General features: G+C 73.6%; 19 protein-coding genes. 18 read left to right on the top strand and 1 reads right to left on the bottom strand.

What is annotated here, in order from left to right:
- The first annotated feature begins 56 nt into the window (after positions 1-56).
- Positions 57-632, top strand: a complete 576-nt coding sequence (locus tag ACIBEC_RS11425; RefSeq protein WP_360491045.1) for a hypothetical protein — start codon at positions 57-59, stop codon at positions 630-632.
- A 51-nt stretch (positions 633-683) separates the two neighbouring features.
- On the opposite strand, the gene ACIBEC_RS11430 is transcribed toward ACIBEC_RS11425, so the two are convergent.
- The gene (locus tag ACIBEC_RS11430; RefSeq protein ID WP_360491042.1) at positions 684-1,598 is read right to left on the bottom strand and encodes a hypothetical protein; all 915 of its coding nucleotides are present in this window, start codon (positions 1,596-1,598) and stop codon (positions 684-686) included.
- A gap of 202 nt (positions 1,599-1,800) precedes the next feature.
- Here ACIBEC_RS11430 and ACIBEC_RS11435 point away from each other — a divergent pair, with 202 nt between their 5' ends.
- The 17 genes from ACIBEC_RS11435 to ACIBEC_RS11515 all read left to right on the top strand — a co-directional run bounded on the left by ACIBEC_RS11435 (position 1,801) and on the right by ACIBEC_RS11515 (position 20,719).
- Complete coding sequence (locus ACIBEC_RS11435) at positions 1,801-2,934, top strand: NAD(P)/FAD-dependent oxidoreductase (RefSeq protein WP_360491039.1); 1,134 nt, start codon at positions 1,801-1,803, stop codon at positions 2,932-2,934.
- 164 nt (positions 2,935-3,098) lie between these two features.
- The gene (locus ACIBEC_RS11440; protein WP_360491036.1) at positions 3,099-4,790 is read left to right on the top strand and encodes an enoyl-CoA hydratase-related protein; all 1,692 of its coding nucleotides are present in this window, start codon (positions 3,099-3,101) and stop codon (positions 4,788-4,790) included.
- A 132-nt stretch (positions 4,791-4,922) separates the two neighbouring features.
- Positions 4,923-5,969, top strand: coding sequence for a hydrogenase expression protein HypE (locus ACIBEC_RS11445; protein ID WP_360491033.1), 1,047 nt, complete (start codon positions 4,923-4,925; stop codon positions 5,967-5,969).
- A gap of 81 nt (positions 5,970-6,050) precedes the next feature.
- Complete coding sequence (locus tag ACIBEC_RS11450) at positions 6,051-7,835, top strand: nickel-dependent hydrogenase large subunit (protein ID WP_360491030.1); 1,785 nt, start codon at positions 6,051-6,053, stop codon at positions 7,833-7,835.
- Positions 7,832-8,299, top strand: a complete 468-nt coding sequence (locus ACIBEC_RS11455) for a thioredoxin (protein WP_360491027.1) — start codon at positions 7,832-7,834, stop codon at positions 8,297-8,299. The genes ACIBEC_RS11450 and ACIBEC_RS11455 overlap by 4 nt, the downstream gene beginning before the upstream one ends.
- The gene (locus ACIBEC_RS11460) at positions 8,296-8,943 is read left to right on the top strand and encodes a DUF5947 family protein (protein WP_360491024.1); all 648 of its coding nucleotides are present in this window, start codon (positions 8,296-8,298) and stop codon (positions 8,941-8,943) included. Before ACIBEC_RS11455 ends, ACIBEC_RS11460 begins: the two co-directional genes overlap by 4 nt.
- Positions 8,940-9,584, top strand: coding sequence for a DUF6084 family protein (locus ACIBEC_RS11465; RefSeq protein WP_360491021.1), 645 nt, complete (start codon positions 8,940-8,942; stop codon positions 9,582-9,584). Before ACIBEC_RS11460 ends, ACIBEC_RS11465 begins: the two co-directional genes overlap by 4 nt.
- Positions 9,581-10,972 (top strand): hypothetical protein, encoded by a 1,392-nt coding sequence (locus tag ACIBEC_RS11470; protein ID WP_360491018.1) that lies wholly within the window; start codon positions 9,581-9,583, stop codon positions 10,970-10,972. The genes ACIBEC_RS11465 and ACIBEC_RS11470 overlap by 4 nt, the downstream gene beginning before the upstream one ends.
- Complete coding sequence (locus tag ACIBEC_RS11475) at positions 10,969-11,475, top strand: hydrogenase maturation protease (protein WP_360491015.1); 507 nt, start codon at positions 10,969-10,971, stop codon at positions 11,473-11,475. The genes ACIBEC_RS11470 and ACIBEC_RS11475 overlap by 4 nt, the downstream gene beginning before the upstream one ends.
- Positions 11,469-11,573, top strand: a complete 105-nt coding sequence (locus ACIBEC_RS11480; RefSeq protein ID WP_396287881.1) for a DUF6893 family small protein — start codon at positions 11,469-11,471, stop codon at positions 11,571-11,573. The genes ACIBEC_RS11475 and ACIBEC_RS11480 overlap by 7 nt, the downstream gene beginning before the upstream one ends.
- 167 nt (positions 11,574-11,740) lie before the next feature.
- Complete coding sequence (hypA, locus tag ACIBEC_RS11485; RefSeq protein WP_360491012.1) at positions 11,741-12,118, top strand: hydrogenase maturation nickel metallochaperone HypA; 378 nt, start codon at positions 11,741-11,743, stop codon at positions 12,116-12,118.
- A 5-nt stretch (positions 12,119-12,123) separates the two neighbouring features.
- Complete coding sequence (hypB, locus tag ACIBEC_RS11490; protein WP_360491009.1) at positions 12,124-12,918, top strand: hydrogenase nickel incorporation protein HypB; 795 nt, start codon at positions 12,124-12,126, stop codon at positions 12,916-12,918.
- Entirely contained in the window at positions 12,915-15,233 is a 2,319-nt protein-coding gene (gene hypF / locus ACIBEC_RS11495; protein ID WP_360491006.1) for a carbamoyltransferase HypF, read from the top strand. Before hypB ends, hypF begins: the two co-directional genes overlap by 4 nt.
- Before the next feature lie 6 nt (positions 15,234-15,239).
- Positions 15,240-15,629, top strand: a complete 390-nt coding sequence (locus tag ACIBEC_RS11500) for a HypC/HybG/HupF family hydrogenase formation chaperone (RefSeq protein ID WP_360491003.1) — start codon at positions 15,240-15,242, stop codon at positions 15,627-15,629.
- The gene (hypD, locus tag ACIBEC_RS11505; protein WP_360491000.1) at positions 15,626-16,750 is read left to right on the top strand and encodes a hydrogenase formation protein HypD; all 1,125 of its coding nucleotides are present in this window, start codon (positions 15,626-15,628) and stop codon (positions 16,748-16,750) included. Before ACIBEC_RS11500 ends, hypD begins: the two co-directional genes overlap by 4 nt.
- Positions 16,751-16,757: 7 nt before the next feature.
- Positions 16,758-17,843: a hydrogenase expression/formation protein HypE gene (gene hypE / locus ACIBEC_RS11510; protein WP_360491556.1), complete on the top strand. Its 1,086-nt coding sequence runs from the start codon at positions 16,758-16,760 to the stop codon at positions 17,841-17,843.
- Positions 17,844-18,049: 206 nt separating this feature from the next.
- Positions 18,050-20,719, top strand: a complete 2,670-nt coding sequence (locus ACIBEC_RS11515) for an Ig-like domain repeat protein (RefSeq protein ID WP_396287882.1) — start codon at positions 18,050-18,052, stop codon at positions 20,717-20,719.
- Positions 20,720-20,866 lie beyond the last annotated feature (147 nt).

Raw genomic sequence — 20,866 nt, forward strand, 5'->3', positions numbered from 1 at the left:
GCGGGGCCTGACCGGCCGGGATGACGCCGGGCCCGCCGCCGGGGCATGATCACCGGATGACGATGATCAGGACCAGGTGGGGGCGCCTCGGGATACCGGCGGTGGCGGCCCTGGCCGTACTGGCGGCGGGGTGCGGGACGAAGCACGCGGACGCGCCCGGCGGCACGGGGGCGGGAGGCGCGACGGCGGCGGTGCCCACCCTCGCGGCCGACTTCCCCTGCCCCGGCGAGACCCCGACCAGGACCCCGACGCCGACCGTGAGCGGCTCGGCCCAGGCCACCGCGCCCGTCGACCACTACGCGGAGAACCACGGCTTCAAGGTGCCCATCCCGCTGCACGGTCAGCGGCGCTGCGACGGCCTGGACGCCGTGCGGCGGATCAGGGGCGCGCTCGAGCCGCTCCGCGCCCGGGGCGACTTCGCTCCGGACAGCACCCGTGGTCTGCTCACCGGTCTCGGCTACCCGGCCGCCAAGGTGAAGGTCGCCCCGAACGGCCCGACCGGCGTCAGCTTCCTGGTCGACGCCACCCCGTTGTGCCTGGAGGGCACGATGAGCAGTGCCACCACCGCGGCGGACGCCTTCGCGGGCTACCCGGACGGCACCGGCTGCGAAGAGCCCCGCGGCGGCCACTGACGGCCCGCCCGGGCCGCGCCCGGTGGCGCCGCTACTCCATGAGCATGCAGCTCAAAGGGCCTGCGGCTCCCGGCCGTTGTCGCTCGCGGCCTTGTCGAGCGACAGCGGCGGCCGGGCGGCCTCCGCCGCCGGCGACCGGGTGCTCTCCACCTCCGGCGGCTCCGGGTCGTTCTGCTCGATGCGGTTCAGCAACCGGGCGACGGAGTCGGTGCGCTCCCGCAGGGCCGCGACCCGGGCGGCGTCGGTGGGCTCGGCGAGCTGTTCGGCGGGCAGGACCGGGATACCGCGGCTGCGGGCGGTGGCGATCAGGCTCTCGCCGGTCCGGGCGGTGACGACAAGCGTCGCGGCGGCGAACACGCCCGCGTCCAGGGTGCGTTGGCGTCCCAGCAGACCGCGGTGGACGATCCGGGCCGGGACGGTCAGTTCGTCCAGGCGCTGGTCGACCGAGCCGCGTTCGAGGGCCGCGAGGACGACGGTGGCCAGCGCCTCGCCGGCCCTGGTGACGACCCACTTGCGGCCGGGCACCGGCGGCAGGAACTCGCGGATCCGGTCCACCTCGTGCTCCAGGGCGGTGGTGGTCAGCACCTCGAAGGCGTTGCGGGTGCGGATCTCGACGACCTTGTCCCACTCGATCTCCTCGCCGTCGAAGCCGACCTGCGACGGCCCGAGGTGGACGGCGCCGAGGCCGTCGAGGAGCCCGAGCAGCTTGTGCACCACGGCCGGGGTGCGGGGGTGGCGGCCGATCAGGGTGCCCACCGACAGCTTCCACGGCTCGGTGGCGGGAACGGGCGGCCGTTCGACGGAGCCGAGGGCGGCGAGCGCCCACCGCCCGCCGGCGGCAGCCCGGCCGCCCCGCAGGACGGCCTGCCGCCCGGCCTCGCCCAACCCGGCCGCGGCTCCTGCGGCAGCTCCCGCCGCCGCCCCGACCAGTCGCCCCAGACCGCCCACCAGCTCGCCCCCGCGCACGTCCCGTTCCTTTCGTCCCACCGCTCGTTCCAGAGGCCGCCATGGTACGGCCCGTCCGCGCCACGCGTTCCGCCGCAGGTCACCGGTGACGTTCGAAGCGGTGACGTTTGTCATACGGTTCCGGCCACAAAGCTCACTGACACCGGGTCGGCTCCCTGCGGCAAGATCGACTCCGACGGGGAGACGAACATGGGGAGCGGACATGAAGGTACTGGTGGCCGGGGCCGGACTCGGCGGGCTCTGCCTCGCGCACGGACTGCTGCGGGCGGGCGTGGACGTCCGGGTGCTCGAGCGGGAGGACGGCCCGCACAGCCGCTACCAGGGCTTCCGGATCGCCCTGAACGCGCACGGCCTGGCCGCTCTGCACGCGTGCCTGCCGGAGCGGCTGCACGCCCTGCTGGCGGCCGTCTCCGGGCCGATGGCGGGCGAGCGACGGGTCGTCGACCAGCAGTTGCAGGAGATCCGCCGGCTCGGCACCGCGGACGAGGGCACGGCCGCCGACCGGTACGTGCTGCGCCAGCTGTTGCTGGCCGGGCTCGGCGACCGGGTCGAGTTCGGCAAGCCCGTGGTCGGCTACACCGAGCGGGCCGACGGCACGGTCGAGGCGCACCTCGGCGACGGGAGCAGCGCGGTCGGCGACCTGCTCGTGGGCGCGGACGGCGTGGGCTCGGCGGTGCGCCGCCAACTGCTGCCCGGGGCCGAGGTGGTCACCCTCCCCGGCAGCGCCGTCCTGGGACGCACCCCGCTCACCGAGCGGTTCGCCGCCCTCGTCCCCGGCTTCGGCACCGTGGTGCACGGCACCGGCGCGAGCCTGCTGCTCGGCCGGATGGAGTTCCGTCGGCCGCCGAGGCTCGCCGCCGCCGAGCTGGCGCCCGACGTCCGGCTGCCCGACACCGGGAGCTACCTGCGCTGGGTGGTGATGCCGACCGGCGACCTCCCCGCCGGGCCGAGGCCCTGGGAGGCCGTCCGGGGCGACCTGCTGGACCTGCTCGACGGCTGGCACCCGGACCTCGTCGAGCTCGTCCGCCAGGCCGACGTCGTCAACAGCTCCCCCCTGACCGTCCGTTACGCCGAGCCCGTACCGCACTGGAGCGGCACTCGCCGGGTCACCCTGCTCGGGGACGCGATCCACACCATGCCGCCGAGCGGCGGCCAGGGCGCCAACACGGCCCTGCGCGACGCCGCCCTGCTTGCCCGCACGCTCACCGCCGTCCAGCGAGGCGCGGCCGAACTCCCGGACGCCGTCGAGCAGTACGAGCAGCAGATGCTCGAGTACGGCTTCGCCGCCGTCGCCGAGAGCCTGGACCGCCTGCCGGACTTCACCCCCGCACGGTGACCGCCGGCCGCTGACACCCGCGCGGTGACCGCCGCAGGCCGGCTCCCGCGGGTGACCGCCGCACGGGTGAACGGGCGGCGCGGCATGCCGCACCGGCCGGGGGTCGGTGGGACCGGGGGTGATGATCGCCGGGTTCCCGGCCGCCCGCACCCCCGGAGGCAGACATGCGGATCCTGCTCCTCGCCAGCGCCTTCAACAGCCTCAGCCAGCGCCTCCACGCCGAACTGCGGGACCGGCGGCACACCGTGGACGTCCTGCTCGCCGGGGACGACGAGGAACTGCGGGCGTCGATCCGCCGCCGGTCGCCGGACCTGCTGCTGGCGCCCATGCTGCGTACCGCGATCCCCGAGGACGTCTGGTCGGCGCTGACCTGCCTGGTCGTCCATCCCGGCCCGCCCGGCGACCGGGGCTCCTCCTCCCTCGACCGGGCGATCCAGGAGGGCGCCGCCGACTGGGGCGTGACGGTGCTGCAGGCCGAGGCGGAGATGGACGCCGGGCCGGTCTGGGCCCGGGAGCCCTGCCGACTGCCCGGGCTCGGGAAGAGCGACCTGTACCGCAACGAGGTCTCCGACGCCGCCGTCCGGGCCGTGCTGGCCGCCGTCGAGCGTTTCGCCTCCGGCTCGTACGCGCCGCAGCCGCAGCACGGCCCGTCCTGGCGGGAGCCGGTGCGGGTGCGCCCGTTCCTGCGCCAGGCGGAGCGCCGGATCGACTGGGCGGCCGACCCCACCGCCACGGTCCTGCGCAAGCTCCGCGCAGCGGACTCCCAGCCCGGGGTGCTCGACACGCTGGGCGACGACGAGTGGTACCTGCACGGCGGGCACCCGGAGCCGCTGCTGCGCGGCCGCACGGGCGAGCTGATCGCCACCCGGGCCGGGGCGGTGTGCCGGGCCACCGCGGACGGCGCGGTGTGGATCCCGGAACTCCGGCGCCGACGCCCGCCCGGCGGGCGCGCGACCGTCAAGCTCCCGGCGGTGACGGCGCTCGGCGCCCTGCTGCCCGCGCTGCCGGAGGTGGCGGCCCCGCTGATGGCGGGTGAGGGCGGGCGGTCCACCTGGACGGACCTGGAGTACCGCGAGGAGGGCCCGGTGGGCTTCCTGCGCTTCTCATTCCCCGGCGGCGCGATGTCCACCGACCACTGCCGCCGCCTGCTGGACGCCTACCGCTTCGCGCTGCGCCGGCCGACCTCGGTGCTGGTGCTCGGCGGCGGCCGGGACTTCTTCTCCAACGGCATCCACCTCAACGTCATCGAGGCCGCGCCGGACCCGGCCGCCGAGTCCTGGGCCAACATCACCGCGATGGACGACCTGGTCGCCGAGGTGCTCACCACCACCGACCGGCTGGTGGTCGCCGCCCTGGGCGGGAACGCGGCGGCCGGCGGGGCGATGCTCGCCCTGGCGGCGGACGAAGTGTGGTGCCGGCGGGGCTGCGTCCTCAACCCGCACTACCGGCTGATGGGGCTGTACGGGTCGGAGTACTGGACGTACACCCTGCCGCGCCGGGTGGGGCCGGCGCAGGCCGAGCGGCTGACCCGGCAGGCGCTGCCGGTGTCCGCGGCGTCGGCCGAGCGGATCGGCCTGGTGGACCGGGTCGTCGACTGCGGGCCGCAGGAGTTCGGGCCGGTCGCGGCCCGCCTGGCCGGGCTGCTCGCCGCCTCGCCCGCCGTCCAGCGGCGGATCGCGGGGAAGAAGGCCGCGCGCGAGGCCGACGAGGCGGCCAAGCCGCTCGCCGCCTACCGGGAGGAGGAGCTGGCGGTGATGCACCGGCAGTTCTTCACCCCCGAATCGCCGTACCACGCGCTGCGGTCCGCGTTCGTCCGCAAGCGCCCCGCCCCCGCAGGGCTCCTCGCCGAGACGTGACCCGAACGGCCCGGCCGGCTTGCGCTCCCGGGGTGACCCCGGCGGGTCCGTGGAACGGCGGCCGGTCCGGACTGTTGCTATGACTGTGTTTGAGCCATTTCGTCCGGCTCCCATCCCCGAGGAGGCATCCTCATGGGTGCTGTAACAACCGACACCGACGTGGTGCACATTCTCTGGATCAACGCCGGCCTCAGCTGCGACGGCGACTCCGTCTCGCTGACCGCCGCGATGCAGCCCAGCATCGAGGAGATCGTCACCGGCGCGCTGCCCGGCCTGCCCAAGGTCGCCGTGCACTGGCCGCTGATCGACTTCGAGTGCGGCCCGGTCCAGGGCGCGGACAACTTCGTCGAGTGGTTCTTCAAGGCCGAGCGCGGCGAGATCGAGCCGTTCGTCCTCGTCGTCGAGGGGTCCATCCCCAACGAGAAGATCAAGAAGGAGGGCTACTGGTGCGGCTTCGGTGACGACCCCGCCACCGGCCAGCCCATCACCACCAGTGAGTGGCTGGACCGGCTCGCCCCCAAGGCGACCGCCGTGGTCGCGATCGGCACCTGCGCCACGTACGGCGGCATCCACGCGATGGCCGGCAACCCGACCGGTGCGATGGGCGTGCCGGACTACCTGGGCTGGGACTGGAAGTCCAAGGCCGGGCTGCCGATCGTCTGCGTGCCGGGCTGCCCGATCCAGCCCGACAACTTCGCCGAGACGCTCACCTACCTGCTCTACCAGTTGGCCGGCTCGGCGCCGATGATCCCGCTGGACGACAAGCTGCGGCCGACCTGGCTGTTCGGCGCCACCGTCCACGAGGGCTGCGACCGCGGCGGCTACTACGAGCAGGGCCAGTTCGCCACCGACTACGGCACTCCCGAGTGCCTGGTGCGGCTCGGCTGCTGGGGCCCGGTCGTCAAGTGCAACGTCACCAAACGCGGCTGGACCAACGGCATCGGCGGCTGCCCGAACGTGGGCGGCATCTGCATCGCCTGCACCATGCCGGGCTTCCCGGACAAGTTCATGCCCTTCATGGACCCGCCGCCCGGCTCGCGCGTCTCCTCCGGAGCCAGCAGCGCGTACGGCGCGGTGGTCCGCCGGCTGCGCGCGATCACGCTGAAGACCGTCGACAAGGAACCGAAGTGGCGCCACACCGGCCGCCACCTGACCACGGGTTACCGCCCGCCCTGGTGACGCCGAAGGGCCGCACACCCCGTGGTGTGCGGCCCGTCGCCGCCGCCTCCGGCCCCTGCAGAGAAGGACACGACAGACACGATGGCAACACCGACGACCAGGGCGGCCGGCGACGGCAGCGGCCTGACCGAGATGTCCTGGGACCCGATCACCCGGATCGTGGGCAGCCTCGGCATCCACACGAAGATCGACTTCAAGCAGAAGCGCGTCGCGGAGTGCTACAGCACCTCCTCGGTCTTCCGCGGCTACAGCGTCTTCATGCGCGGCAAGGACCCACGCGACGCGCACTTCATCACCAGCCGGATCTGCGGGATCTGCGGCGACAACCACGCCACCTGTTCGGTCTACACCCAGAACATGGCGTACGGGGTGAAGCCCCCGCACCTCGGCGAGTGGATCATCAACCTCGGCGAGGCCGCCGAGTACATGTTCGACCACAACATCTTCCAGGAGAACCTGGTCGGGGTCGACTACTGCGAGAAGATGGTCCGCGAGACCAACCCGGGCGTGCTGGAACTGGCCGAGCGCACCGAGGCGCCGCACGCGGGCGACCACGGGTACAAGACGATCGCCGACATCATGCGCTCGCTCAACCCGATCGAGGGCGAGTTCTACCGCGAGGCGCTGCAGGTCAGCCGGTACACCCGGGAGATGTTCTGCCTGATGGAGGGCCGCCACGTGCACCCCTCCACGCTCTACCCGGGCGGCGTCGGCACGGTCGCGACCGTGCAGCTGTTCACCGACTACCTCACCCGGCTGATGCGCTACGTCGAGTTCATGAAGAAGGTCGTGCCGCTGCACGACGACCTCTTCGACTTCTTCTACCAGGCGCTGCCCGGCTACGAGGAGGTCGGCCGGCGGCGGATCCTGCTCGGCTGCTGGGGCAGCCTCAACGACCCGGACCACTGCGACTTCACCTACCGCAACATGACGGACTGGGGACGCAGGATGTTCGTCACCCCCGGCATCGTCGTGGACGGCAAGCTCGTCACCAACGACCTGACGCAGATCAACCTCGGCATCCGGATCCTGCTCGGCAGCTCCTACTACGAGGACTGGCAGGGCAAGGAACTCTTCGTCACCCACGACCCGCTGGGCAACCCGGTCGACCCCCGGCACCCGTGGAACCAGCACACCATCCCGCAGCCGCAGAAGCGCAACTTCGACGACAAGTACAGCTGGGTGATGTCCCCGCGCTGGTTCGACGGCAAGGACCACCTCGCCCTGGACACCGGCGGCGGCCCGATCGCCCGGCTCTGGTCCACCGCGCTGTCCGGGCTGGTCGACATCGGCTACATCAAGGCCACCGGCCACAGCGTGCAGATCAACCTGCCCCGCTCGATGACCAAGCCCGAGGTCACCTTCGAGTGGAAGATCCCGCAGTGGAGCAACGCCCTCGAACGCAACCGGGCCCGCACCTACTTCCAGGCCTACGCGGCCGCCGCCGCCCTGCACTTCGCCGAGAAGGCGCTCGACGAGGTCCGGGCCGGGCGCAGCCAGACCTGGGAACGCTTCGAAGTGCCGGACGAGTCGATCGGCTGCGGATTCACCGAGGCCGTGCGCGGCGTGCTCTCGCACCACATGGTGATCCGCGACGGCAAGATCGCCAACTACCACCCGTACCCGCCCACCCCGTGGAACGCCAGCGTCCGCGACAGCTACGGCACGCCCGGCCCGTACGAGGACGCGGTGCAGAACACCCCGATCTTCGAGGAGAACTCCCCGGAGAACTTCAAGGGCATCGACATCATGCGCGCGGTGCGCAGCTTCGACCCCTGCCTGCCCTGCGGCGTGCACATGTACGTCGGCGGGCGCACCGTACAGACCATGCACGTGCCCACCGGCCTGAGCGGGCTCACCGCATGACGGCCGAACAGACCGGGCTGCGGATCCAGGAGGCCCTGGACGCCCTGACCGGCAGCGGAGCCGAGCAGGCGGGCGAGCAACTGGTCCGCGACCTGATGGACTTCTACGGCCAGGGGCTGGCCAGGATCGTCCCGGCGCTGCCCCCGCCCGCCCTGGAACAGATGCTCGACGACCCGGCGGTGGCCGGGCTGCTGCTCCTGCACGACCTGCACCCCGAGTCCGTCACCGCCCGGATCGACCGGGCGCTCGCGACCCTGCCCGAGCGGGTCGAGGTGCTCGGCTTCGACCCGGGCACCGGCGTCCTGCGGCTGCGCCGGACCGCCTCCGGCTGCGGCAGCGCGGAGGGCGACGTGGAGGCCGTCCTGGCCTGCCACGCCCCCGAGGTGACGGCCCTGGAGCTGGCCCGCGACCCGCAGCTGCTGCAGATCGCCACCCGCCCGCCGCAGACCGCGGAGGCGCGATGAACACCCGCCGGATCTCCCGCGACGGAACCGCCCTGCTGCGCCGACTGCGCGAGCCGGCGCCGCCGCGCCCTGAGCAGTGCGGCTTCTGCGGCCGGGACCTGCCGGCCGGCCACCGCCACCTGGTGGACGTCGAGGAACGGGCGCTGGCCTGCACCTGCACCGCCTGCGGCCTGCTGTTCCAGCAGCCGGCCGCGGCCGGCGGGCGCTTCCGCACCGTACCGGACCGCTACCTCGCCGACCCGGACGGCGGGTTGGACGAGCGGGCCTGGTCGGTCCTGGGCATCCCGGTCGGCACGGCGTTCCTGTTCCGCAACGCGGTCCTGGACCAACTGCTCGCGTTCTACCCCGGCCCGGCCGGCGCCACCGAGAGCGAAGTGGACGAGGAAGCCTGGGAACGCGCCCTCGGCGGCAGCCGGCTGGCCGCCGCCCTGGAACCGGACGTCGAGGCGCTGCTGCTGCGCCGCACCGACCGGCGCGTCGAGTGCTTCCTGGTGCCGATCGACATCTGCTACGAGCTGGTCGGCCGGCTGCGGCGGTGCTGGCACGGCTTCGACGGCGGGGCCGAGGCGCGCGCCGAACTCGACGCGTTCTTCGAACGGTTGGCCGCCCGGGCCCGCCCGCTGCCCGCGACGGTGACGGCATGACGACGCTCGGCTTCTCCTGCACCGGCGTGCGGTCCGACCCGTACGCGGCCGTGCCGACCCTGGTGTTCCGGCTGCGGATCACAGCGCCGGCCGACACCCGGGTGCACGCCCTGGTGCTCCGGTGCCAGCTGCGGATCGAACCCGGCCGCCGGTCGTACGCCGAGCCGGAGGGCGAGCGGCTGACCGACCTGTTCGGCGAGCGGCAGCGCTGGGCGAGCACGCTCCACCCGATCCAGTTCGCCACCGTGCCGCTGCTGGTGCCCGGCTTCACCGGCGAGACCGAGACCGACCTCGCCGTGCCGTGCAGCTACGACCTGGAGGTGGCCTCCGCCCGCTACTTCCGGGCGCTCGACGGCGGGGACGTACCCCTGCTGCTGCTCTTCTCCGGCACCGCCTTCGCCGGCCCCGGCGGCTTCCAGGTCACCCCGGTGCCCTGGGACAAGGAGGCCCAGGTGCGGATGCCGGTACGGGTCTGGCGGGAGGCGATCGACCAGCACTTCCCCGGCTGCGGCTGGCTGCGCCTGCCCGACGAGGTGATGGACGCGCTGCTGGCCTACCGCTCCCGGCAGGCCCTGCCCTCCTGGGAGGCGACCGTGCGTGAGCTGCTGACGGCCGCCGCGATCGAGGAGGTGGCCCGGTGAGCGCCTTCCCGGCCGGGATCGAACGCGGCTTCGCGGCCGCCCGGCAGATCGCCGACGCGGTGCTGCTGGAGGGCTACGTGCTCTACCCGTACCGCGCCTCGGCGGCGAAGAACCGGCTGCGCTGGCAGTTCGGCGTCCTGGTGCCGCCCGAGTACACCGCGCAGGGCGGCGAGCACTCGCACCAGCACACCGAGTGCGTCATGGAGGCACGTCGGGAGGACCGGCTGGCCGTCGAACTGCGCTTCCTGCGGGTCCAGCGGCGCACCGTCGAACAGGCCACCGACTCCGGCGGCTTCGAGCCGGTGGAACGCCTGGAACTCGCCGACCGGGTGCTCGTGGAGTGGGACGAGGGCGTCGAGGAGCGGATCGAGCTCCTGCTCCCCGTCGACGAGTTGATCGGCGAGGGTGTGCAGCGGGCGTTCCGGCTGCCGGGCGTCGGCGAGACCGAGCTGCTCCGCGAGCATGGCACCGCCGTCGGACGGCTGGTGCGGCGCCGCGAACAGGTCGACGGCCTGGTGCGGTTGACAGTCGAGGAACTGCCCGGCCAGTACCGGGCGCAGCGGCTGAAGGCGGTGGTGGAGAACGTCTCCGCCTGGGTGCCGCCCCGGCGGGCGAGCCGTGAGGAGGCGCTGCCGCGCTCCCTGGTCTCCGCCCACCTGCTGCTGGGGCTGGAGCACGGCCGGTTCGTGTCGGCCACCGACCCGCCCGAGTGGGCCCGGTCGGCCGTCGAGGGCTGCCGCAGCCGGCACACCTGGCCCGTGCTGGCCGGACCGGACGGCGAACGCGGGGTGGTGCTGTCCTCGCCGATCATCCTGGAGGACCACCCGCGCGTCGCCCCGGAGAGCCTCGGCACCCTCTACGACGCGACCGAGATCGACGAGATCCTGGCGCTGCGGACGGCGGCCCTGACCGAGGAGGAGAAGCGGGAGGCCCGGGGCACCGACGAGCGGGCCGCGGCCGTGATCGACCTGGCGGACTCCATGCCACCGGAGGTGCTGGAGCGCCTGCACGGCGCCATCCGCGGGCTGCGCGACCTCACCGGCGCCGATGCCGACACGGAGCAGCCCTGGTGGGACCCGGGCAGTGATCCGGCGGTCGACCCCGAGCGGGACCGGGTGCTCGTCGACGGCCGGTCGGTCGGCGCCGGCAGCCGGGTCCTGCTGCGGCCCGGACGGCGGCGCACCGACGCCCAGGACCTCTTCCTCGACGGGCGGACCGGCGTGGTGGAGGCGGTGCTGCACGACGTCGACGGCTCGGTGCACCTGGCCGTCACGCTGGAGGACGACCCGGGCGCCGACCTGTGGCGGGCCCAGGGCCGGTTCCGCTACTTCCAGCCTGACGAGGTCACCCCGCTGGACGGCGCCGTCCGGGACGGGGTGGGCGCATGAGCGGCGGGACGGTCCTGGTCGCCGGGGTGGGCAACATCTTCCTCGGTGACGACGGGTTCGGCGTGGAGACCGTCCGGCGGCTGGCCGCGCACCCGCTGCCGGACGGCGTCGAGACGGTCGACATCGGCGTGCGCGGCGTGGACCTGGCGTACCGGCTGCTCGACGGCTACCGGACCGCCGTCCTGGTGGACGCCACCTGCCGCGGCGGGGCGCCCGGGACGGTCTACCTCATCGAGGCGGCCGCCGAGCCGCTGGAGGCGCCGATCCTGGACGGACACCGGATGGGACCGGACGCGGTGCTGGCGCTGCTCGCCACGCTCGCCGCCGGCACCGGCGGCGAGCCGCCCGGGCGGGTGCTGGTGGTCGGCTGCGAGCCGGCGTCACTGGAGGAGGGCATCGGGCTCAGCGCCCCCGTCGCCGCCGCCGTCGAGGAAGCGGTCCAGGTGGTCCTGCGGGTCCTGGACGAGGCCACACAGTCGGAGAGGGAGACAACACCATGCTGAGGAAACTGTTCTGCACGGCCCTGCTGGCGGGGCTCGGCGCACTGGTCTGGCAGAGCCTGCCGGACCTCAAGCGGTACCTGCGGATCTCACGGATGTGAGCCGCGAATTGCTGCGAACGGTGCAGCCCCGGGCGCGGTGGCGGCGCGGCTTCGAGCCGTGGCCGCCATCGCGCCTTGTAATGGGGCGCGCCTTGTCGGGAGGCCCGCCTGGTCGTGGGCCCGCCTGGTCGTGGGGCGCGCCGACCGCCCGCCGTGGGAAGGGACCGATGCACGAGATGTCGATCGCCGCCGCCGTCGTCGAACAGGTCGACGCGGCCGCGCGTGACCACGGGGCCGCCGGGGTGGCCCGGGTGCGGCTGCAGGTGGGCGAGTTGGCGGGAGTCGTCCCCCAGGCCCTCGACTTCTGCTTCGAACTGGCCTGCGCCGGAACGCTGGTGGAGGGCGCGGTGCTGCACACCGAGCCGGTCGCGGCGCGGGCCCGGTGCGTTCCCTGCGACACCGAGTGGGCCGTCGGCATGCCGCCGGACCTCGGCTGCCCCAGCTGCTCCGGCGGCGGCGTCGAGCTGCTGTCCGGGCGCGAGCTCCAGATCCTCGACGTCGAGTGGGCCGAGCGCCCGGACGTCCCGGCCGAACAGAAAGGCTGATGCCGATGTGCCGCACGGTCGACCTCCGCCAGGCGGTCCTCGCCCGCAACGACGACAGTGCCCGCGAGCTGCGGGCGGCGCTGGCCGCCCGGGGGACGGTCGCGGTGAACCTGCTCTCCAGCCCCGGCAGCGGCAAGACCGCCCTGCTGGAAGCCGAGTTGGGGCTGGCCCGGCGGCGCGGGGTGCCGGTCGCCGCGCTGACCGCCGACCTCGCCACCGAGAACGACGCGCTACGGCTGGCCCGCTCGGGCGCGCCGGTCAAGCAGGTGCTCACCGACGGGCTCTGCCACCTCGAGGCACGGATGCTCGCCGGACACCTGGACGGCTGGCTGCCGCAGGACTGCCGGCTGCTCTTCGTGGAGAACGTCGGCAACCTGGTCTGCCCGGCCTCGTACGATCTCGGGGAGTCGCTGCGGGTGGTGCTCGCCTCGGTGACCGAGGGCGAGGACAAGCCGCTCAAGTACCCGACCGCCTTCGGGCTGGCCAACCTGGTGCTGGTGACCAAGACCGACCTCGCCGTGGCGGCCGAGTTCGACGAGGCCACGTTCACGGCGAACATCCGCCGGGTCAACCCCGGGGTGGAGGTGGTGCACACCTCGGCCCGCACCGGGCAGGGCGTCGGGGAGCTTCTGGAGCGGGCACTGGCCGTCCTGGACGGCGCCGAGCCGCACCGGCCGGTGATGGCTGCCACCCCCCATGAGCACGGGCACGAGCACGACCACGGGCACGAGCACTGGCACGGGCACGAGCACAGGCACTGGCACGGGCACGAGAACGCGGTGGTCGGGGAGGCCCCGTGACGGTCGGTCCCCGCGCACTCGACCGCGAGCGGCGGCAGGTCACCGTCCGCGGCCTCGTCCAGGGGGTCGGCTTCCGGCCCTTCGTCTTCACCCTGGCCGGTGAACTCGGCCTGGCCGGCAGCGTCACCAACACCGGCGAAGGCGTCCTGGCCGAGGTCGAGGGCAGCCCCGAGGCGGTGGAGGCGTTCTGCCGGCGGGTGGCCGGCGACGCGCCGCCGCTCGCGCACGTCGCCTCCGTCGAACACGCGCCGCTCACCGCCACCGGCGCGACGGGCTTCGCCATCACCCCGTCCCGGACCGACGGACCCCGGGCCACCCTGATCCCGCCCGACGTCGCCGTCTGCGCCGACTGCCTCGCCGAACTCGCCGACCCGGTCGACCGCCGCCACCGGCACCCCTTCATCAGCTGCACCAACTGCGGCCCCCGGCATACCATCGTCACCGGCCTGCCCTACGACCGCGCCAACACCACCATGGCCGGCTTCCCGATGTGCGCGGACTGCGCCCGGGAGTACACCGACCCGGCCGACCGCCGCTTCCACGCACAGCCGGTCGCCTGCCACGCCTGCGGGCCGCGGCTCGCGCTGACCGTGCCCGGGCACGCCGACCTCGCCGGGGAGGACGCGCTCACCGAGGCCCGCCGGCTGCTGGCCACCGGGACGGTCCTCGCCGTCAAGGGCATCGGCGGCTACCACCTGGCCTGCGACGCGCGCGACGCCGGCGCCGTCGCCCTGCTGCGCCGCCGCAAGCGGCGCGGCGACAAGCCCTTCGCGCTGATGGCCCGTGACCTCGCCACCGTCGAGGGCCTGCTGCCGCTCGGCCCGGTCGAGCGGGAACTGCTCACCGGACCGGTACGGCCGATCGTCCTGCTGCGCCGCACCGGAGCTCCGTCGCCCGAGTTCGAGGCGGTGGCCCCACGCAGCCCCGACCTCGGGGTGATGCTGCCCTACACGCCGCTGCACCATCTGCTGCTCGCCGCACCGGGGCCGGACCTGCTGGTGATGACCAGCGCCAACCTCTCCGGCGAGCCGATCGTCACCGACGACCGGGAGGCCCTGGAGAAGCTTGCCCCGCTGGTCGACGGCTGGCTCACCCACGACCGGCCGATCCACGTCCCGTGCGAGGACTCGGTGGTGCGGGTGGTGGACGGCGAACAGCTGCCGCTGCGCCGCTCACGCGGATACGCGCCGCTGCCGCTGCCCCTGCCGGTGCCCGTCCGCCCGGCGCTCGCGGTCGGCGGCGACCTGAAGAACACCTTCGCGCTGGCCCGCGAGGGCTACGCCTGGCTGTCCGGCCACATCGGGGACATGGACGACCTGGCCACGCTGCGCGCCTTCGACCGCGCGGTCGACCAGCTCGGCACGGTCACCGGGGTGCGCCCCGAACTGCTGGTCACCGACCGGCACCCCGGCTACCGCTCGGTCCGGCACGCCGAGCGGACCGCCGTCGGCCGCCCGGTGCGCCAGGTGCAGCACCACCACGCGCACATCGCCGCCGTGATGGCCGAGCACGGCCTGGACGGCAGCCGGCCGGTGCTCGGCCTGGCCTTCGACGGCACCGGCTACGGCGAGGACGGCGCGATCTGGGGCGGCGAAGTACTGCTGGCCGACTACGACGGGTTCCGCCGCCTCGCCCACCTCGGCTATGTGCCGCTGCCCGGCGGGGACACGGCGGTCGAACGCCCGTACCGGACCGCGCTGGCGCACCTGCGCGCCGCCGGGCTGCCCTGGACCGCCGGTCTGCCGCCGGTCGCGGCCTGCCCGGCGGACGAACTTCGGCTGCTGGAGCGGCAGTTGGAGCGCGGCCTGAACTGCGTGCCGACCTCCAGTATGGGCCGGCTCTTCGACGCGGTCTCCTCGCTCGCCGGGATCTGCCAGCGGGCCGGGTACGAGGCTCAGGCGGCGATCGAACTGGAGGCGGCCGCTGCCGAGTTCGGCGCGGTGGCGGGCTACGGATTCGGGCTGCCCGCCCGGGCGGACGGCTGGCTCGCCGACCCCGGGCCGGTGCTGGCCGCGGTGGTGGCGGACGTGGCCGCGGGCGCGCCCGTCGGGTTGGTCGCCGCACGCTTCCACGCCGCGGTGGCCGACCTGGTCCGCCGGGTGTGCGCGGCCGTCCGGGAGCGGTACGGCACGACCACGGTGGCGCTCAGCGGCGGGGTCTTCGCCAACGCCCTGCTCTCCTCGGCCTGCGCGCGCGGCCTCGGGGAGGACGGCTTCACCGTGCTGCGGCACCGCCGGGTGCCGCCCAACGACGGAGGGCTGGCGCTCGGCCAGCTGATGGTGGCCGCCCGCTCGGCGGCCACCCGGGAGGAGTGAGAGCGGATGTGCCTGGCGGTACCCGGCAGGGTGACGGAGATCGGGGAGCGGGACGGGACCCGGATGGCGGTCATGGACTTCGGGGGGGTGATCAAGGACGTGTGTCTGGAGTACCTGCCCGACCTCGCGGTGGGCGACTACGCGATCGTCCACGTGGGCTTCGCGCTGCAGCGACTGGACGAGGAGTCGGCCCGGCGCACCCTCGCCCTGTTCGAGGAACTCGGGCTGCTGCAGGAGGAGTTCGGCGACCCGTGGGAGGCGGCGGGCGAGTTCGCCGCGGGGGCGTTCGCAGCGGTGCCGGAGCAGGACGCGGCGGCGGAGCAGGACGCTGTGCCGGAGCAGGACGCGGTGGCGGGGCAGGACGCGGCGCGAGCGGCTGAGGAGGCCGGACGGTGAAGTACCTGGAGGAGTTCCGCAACCCGGAGCTGGCCGAGGGCCTGCTCGCGGACATCAGGGCGACGGTCACCCGGCCGTGGGCGCTGATGGAGGTGTGCGGCGGTCAGACGCACAGCATCATCCGGCACGCCATCGACCAACTCCTGCCGGAGGAAGTCGAGTTGATCCACGGGCCGGGGTGCCCGGTGTGCGTCACCCCGCTGGAGATGATCGACCGCGCGCTGGCGATCGCCGCCCGGCCCGAGGTGATCTTCTGCTCCTTCGGGGACATGCTGCGGGTGCCCGGCACCGACCGCGACCTGTTCCGGGTCCGCGGCGAGGGCGGCGACGTCCGGGTGGTCTACTCGCCGCTCGACGCGCTGCGGATCGCGCGGGAGAACCCGGGCCGGGAGGTCGTCTTCTTCGGCATCGGCTTCGAGACCACCGCGCCGCCGAACGCGATGGCCGTCCACCTGGCCAGGAAGCAGGGCCTGCGGAACTTCAGCATGCTGGTCTCGCACGTCCGGGTGCCCCCGGCGATCGACGCGATCATGGCGTCGCCGGACTGCCGGGTCCAGGGCTTCCTCGCCGCCGGTCACGTGTGCAGCGTGATGGGCACCGACGAGTACCCGGCGCTCGCCGACCGCCACCGGGTGCCGATCGTGGTCACCGGCTTCGAACCGCTCGACATCCTGGAGGGAATCCGGCGCACCGTACGGCAGTTGGAGTGCGGGGAGCACACCGTCGACAACGCCTACCCGCGGGCCGTCCGGCCGGAGGGCAACCCGGCGGCGCGCGCCATGCTGGAGGACGTCTTCGAGGTGGCCGACCGCCCCTGGCGCGGCATCGGCGTGATCCCGCAGAGCGGCTGGCGGCTCGCGCCGCACTACCGGGACCACGACGCCGAACACCGCTTCGACGTCGCGGGGATCACCACGTGTGAACCCGCCGCCTGCCGCAGCGGCGAGGTGCTGCAGGGACTGCTGAAGCCCCATCAGTGCGAGGCCTTCGGCACGGTCTGCACCCCGCGCACCCCGCTCGGCGCCACCATGGTCTCCAGCGAGGGCGCCTGCGCCGCGTACTACCTCTACCGGCGGCTCAGCGCGCCGGTCGCCGCTCAGGAGGCGAGCCCCGTTGGCTGACACCGAAATCCTCACCGGGGCCGCGGCCCCCGACGCCCCGCCCGCGCCCGACTTCGCCGGCTGGAGCTGCCCGCTGCCGCTGCGCGACCACCCCCGGGTGGTGATGGGGCACGGCGGTGGCGGGGCGATGTCCGCCGAACTGGTGGAGAACCTCTTCGCGCCGGCCTTCGGCGGCCCGGCCCTCGCCGGGCTCGGCGACTCGGCCGTCCTTGAGCTCGGCGGGGCCCGGCTGGCCTTCTCCACCGACTCCTACGTCGTCCGGCCGCTGTTCTTCCCGGGCGGCAGCATCGGCGACCTCGCCGTCAACGGCACGGTCAACGACCTCGCGATGAGCGGGGCCCGGGCGGCGTACCTGTCCTGCGGATTCATCCTGGAGGAAGGGGTGGAGATGGCCGTGGTCGACCGGGTGGCCCGGGCGCTCGGCACCGCCGCCCGGACCGCCGGGGTCGAGGTGGCCACCGGGGACACCAAGGTGGTCGAGGCCGGGCACGGCGACGGCATCTACCTGAACACCGCCGGCATCGGCCTGGTGCCCGCCGGGGTCGACATCCGGCCGCAACGGGCCGTCCCCGGCGACGTGGTGATCGTCAGCGGGTCGATCGGGTTGCACGGGGTCGCGATCATGAGCGTCCGGGAGGGCCTGGAGTTCGGGGTCGAGGTGCGCAGCGACTGCGCGGCGCTCGGCGGCCTGGTCGAGGCGATGCTCGCCGTCACCCCCGACCTGCACGTGCTGCGCGACCCCACCCGCGGCGGGCTGGCGGCGGCGCTCAACGAGATCGCGGCCGCCGCCGGAGTGGGCGTGACCATCAGCGAGCGGGCCGTCCCCGTCCCCGACGCGGTCGCCAACGCCTGCGCACTGCTGGGCCTGGACCCGATGTACGTCGCCAACGAGGGCAAGCTCGTCGCCTTCGTGCCGCGCCGGGAGGCGGACGCGGTCCTCGCCGCCATGCGCGCCCACCCGCTCGGCGCGGAGGCGGTGGTGATCGGCGAGTGCGTCGGGGAGCACCCCGGCATGGTCGTCGCCCGGACCGGTTTCGGCGGCACCAGGGTGGTGGACCTGCCGATGGGCGAACAGCTGCCGCGGATCTGCTGACGCCACGTCAGTCCTGGCGCCGTGTGAGCCCTGCCGCCCCGAGAGACCGCTCCCGGGGCGGCGGTGCGTTCCGGGGTGCGTCGCTCGTCCGAAGGGGGGTGATTCGGTGGGCGAACGAGTGTACGGCGCTCGCGCCCGACGATCGTCCGGGTTCCGGCCTCCACACACTGTGACCACTCTGTGTGCTCGTTCGAAAGGAACCGCCGGTGGAACCCGTAAGACCCCGACCACGACCGCACCTGTTCAGACGGTCGCTCGGCGCGGCCCTGGCGCTGTCCCTGGCCGCCGGTCCGGCCCTGGTGTCGGCGCACGCGTGGGCGGCCGAGAGCCCGTCGGCACCCTCGGTCCAGGACGGCAGCGACCAGCCGCCGGACCGTTCGCCACGCACCGTCCCGACGAGCCCCAGGAGGGTGCGGCCGGCGGTCAGGACGCCGGGCGTGTACGTCGTCGACGCGGACGCGGCCGTCGGCGCCACCACGTTCGGCGAGGCCTCCGTCGCGATGAACCCCGCCAACCCCCAGCAGGTCGCCATCACCCGCTTCACCTTCCCCTGGAACGGCAACGCCGACCTGCTGTACTCGGCGGACGGCGGGATCACCTGGAAGGACGAGGCCACCATCCCGCCGCCCCCGGGCGTGGCGAACACCTCGGGCGGCCCGAACGACCAGACGATCGACTTCGGCCGCAACGGCACCCTCTACGCCACCTTCCTGACCGGCGGGAACCAGATCGTCACCGGCTCGACCACCGACCCGACCCAACTGGCGTCGTGGAGCTGGAACAACCCGACGCCCACCACCACCCAGATCACCAGCGCCACCGGCACCAACGCCGACCAGCCCTGGCTGATCGTCAACCGCGACACCGGCACGGCGAGCCAGGACAACGTCTACGTCGCCTACCAGGACTTCCGCGGCGGCGTCCCGCACGACCGCGTGAACGTCTCCCACAACGCCAACAACACGCCGCCGGTCAACTTCGACCGGGACAACGTGGCCGGCACCGGCGCGCTCAGCGGCGGCGTCATCAACGGCGGGCTCCGGCTGGCCGCCGACCGGCGCAACGGCACCATGTACGCCCTCTATCAGCAGGGCGGCGGGACCACCCAGCCGGAGAACGTCACCCTGATGCTCAACCGGTCCACCGACGCCGGACAGAACTGGACGCTGGGCGGGAGCACCGACGGCATCGCCGTCTCCACGGACAACACCCGCCAGGGGAACGCCGGTTACAAGTTCGGCGGGGTCAACTCCCTCCAGGGCGGCGTCGACCACGTCGCCGTCGACCCGACCAACGGCGACGTCTACGTGGCCTACGGCGCGGACGTCTCCGGCAACAACCAGATCCGGATCCGCCGGCTCACGGACAACGGCACGGGCGGCATGAACGTCGGCGGCGCCGTCAACGTCTCCGCCTCGACCAACGCGGCGCTGCCCTCCGTGGCGGTCCTCAACGACGGGACGGTCGGGGTCCTCTACCTGACCAACGACGGCACCAACGCCAGCGGCTTCCCCGAGTTCACCGCCCACCTCGCCCGCAGCACCGACCACGGCGCGACCTTCACCGACACCGTCCTGCAGTCGTACACCACCAAGGTCGGCACCGCGAGCAACCCCAACGAGCGGCTCTTCGGCGACTACCAGCAGCTCAAAGCCGTCGGGAACACCTTCTACGGGGCGTTCATCGGCAACCTCAACGGCCTCGGCCAGACCACCGCGCAGCCGACCGACACGATCTTCTTCAGCGTCCCGCAGCTCACCAAGTCGACGCTGTCCTCCTCGTCCAACCCTTCGCTGTACGGCCAGCCGGTGCACTTCACCGCGACCGTCGTGCCCGTACCGGACGGCGGCACGGTCACCTTCGCGGTGGACGGCACCCAGCTCGGCAGCCCGGTTCCCGTCGACACCACGACCGGCACGGCGACCTCCGACGACATCGCCTCCCTCAGCCCCGGCCCGCACAACGTGGACGCCACCTACAGCGGTGACCCGAACTTCGTGGGCGACACGGCCATGACCCTCGTCCAGAACGTCGAGAAGGCACCGGTCGACACGACCCTCACGCCGTCGGCGAACCCGTCCCCCTTCGGCCACGCGGTGACCTTCACCGACACCGTGTGTCCGGCGTTCCCCAGCACCAACCCGAGCCTGCCGCCCACCGGGACCGTCACCTTCCGGGACGGCACGACCCTGCTCGGCACCGGCACGCTGACCCCCGGCGGCGGCACCAACTGCGGCCGGACCCAGGTGAGTTTCGCGAACCTGCTGCCGGGCACCCACACCATCACCGCCCAGTACAGCGGCGACGGGAACTACCTGGCGGGCAGCCTGGAGTCGATCACCCAGACGGTGAGCTGCACCAGGACCATCACCGGGACCGTCGGCGACGTGGTCGCGACCGGTGACAGCACCTGCGTCGTCGGCGCCACCGTCAACGGCACCGTCCACAACCCGGGCGGCGGCGCGCTGTTCATCAGCGGCTCCACCGTCCACGGGGCCGTCCTGTCCTCCAACGGCACGCTCTTCGCCCTGTGCGGGAGCACGGTCGGCATCACGACCAGCGTCTACAGCTCGACCGGCTTCGTGCTCGTCGGCGACCCCGGTGACGACGGCTGCGCCGGCAACCGGCTCAACGGCTCCCTGCTGCTCGGCAGCAACCACGGCGGCCTGGAGGTCATCGCCAACCAGGTGACCGGATCGGTCCAGGTCCAGGGCACGACCGGCACCGGTCCGTTCCCCGAGGACACCCGCGCGGAGATCGAGAGCAACACCATCGGAGGGATGCTCTCCTGCGCCGGCAACACCCCGCCGCCCACCAACGACGGACACCCGAACACGGTGACCGGGCCGAGGCTCGGGCAGTGCTCCAACCTGTAGTCCTGTTCCCGCACACCGAGTGATCGCGAAGGGGCCCGCCCGTGCGGGCCCCCTCCGCTTGATCCGGATACGCTGGGCAGTAGAGGCCCCGGGCCCGTCCGACCGCCCCGGGCAGAACAGTGCGGCATGGTGCGGAGGTGCGTGGTG

Origin of the sequence: Kitasatospora sp. NPDC051164 (assembly GCF_044455625.1) — a bacterium.
GTDB lineage: Bacteria > Actinomycetota > Actinomycetes > Streptomycetales > Streptomycetaceae > Kitasatospora.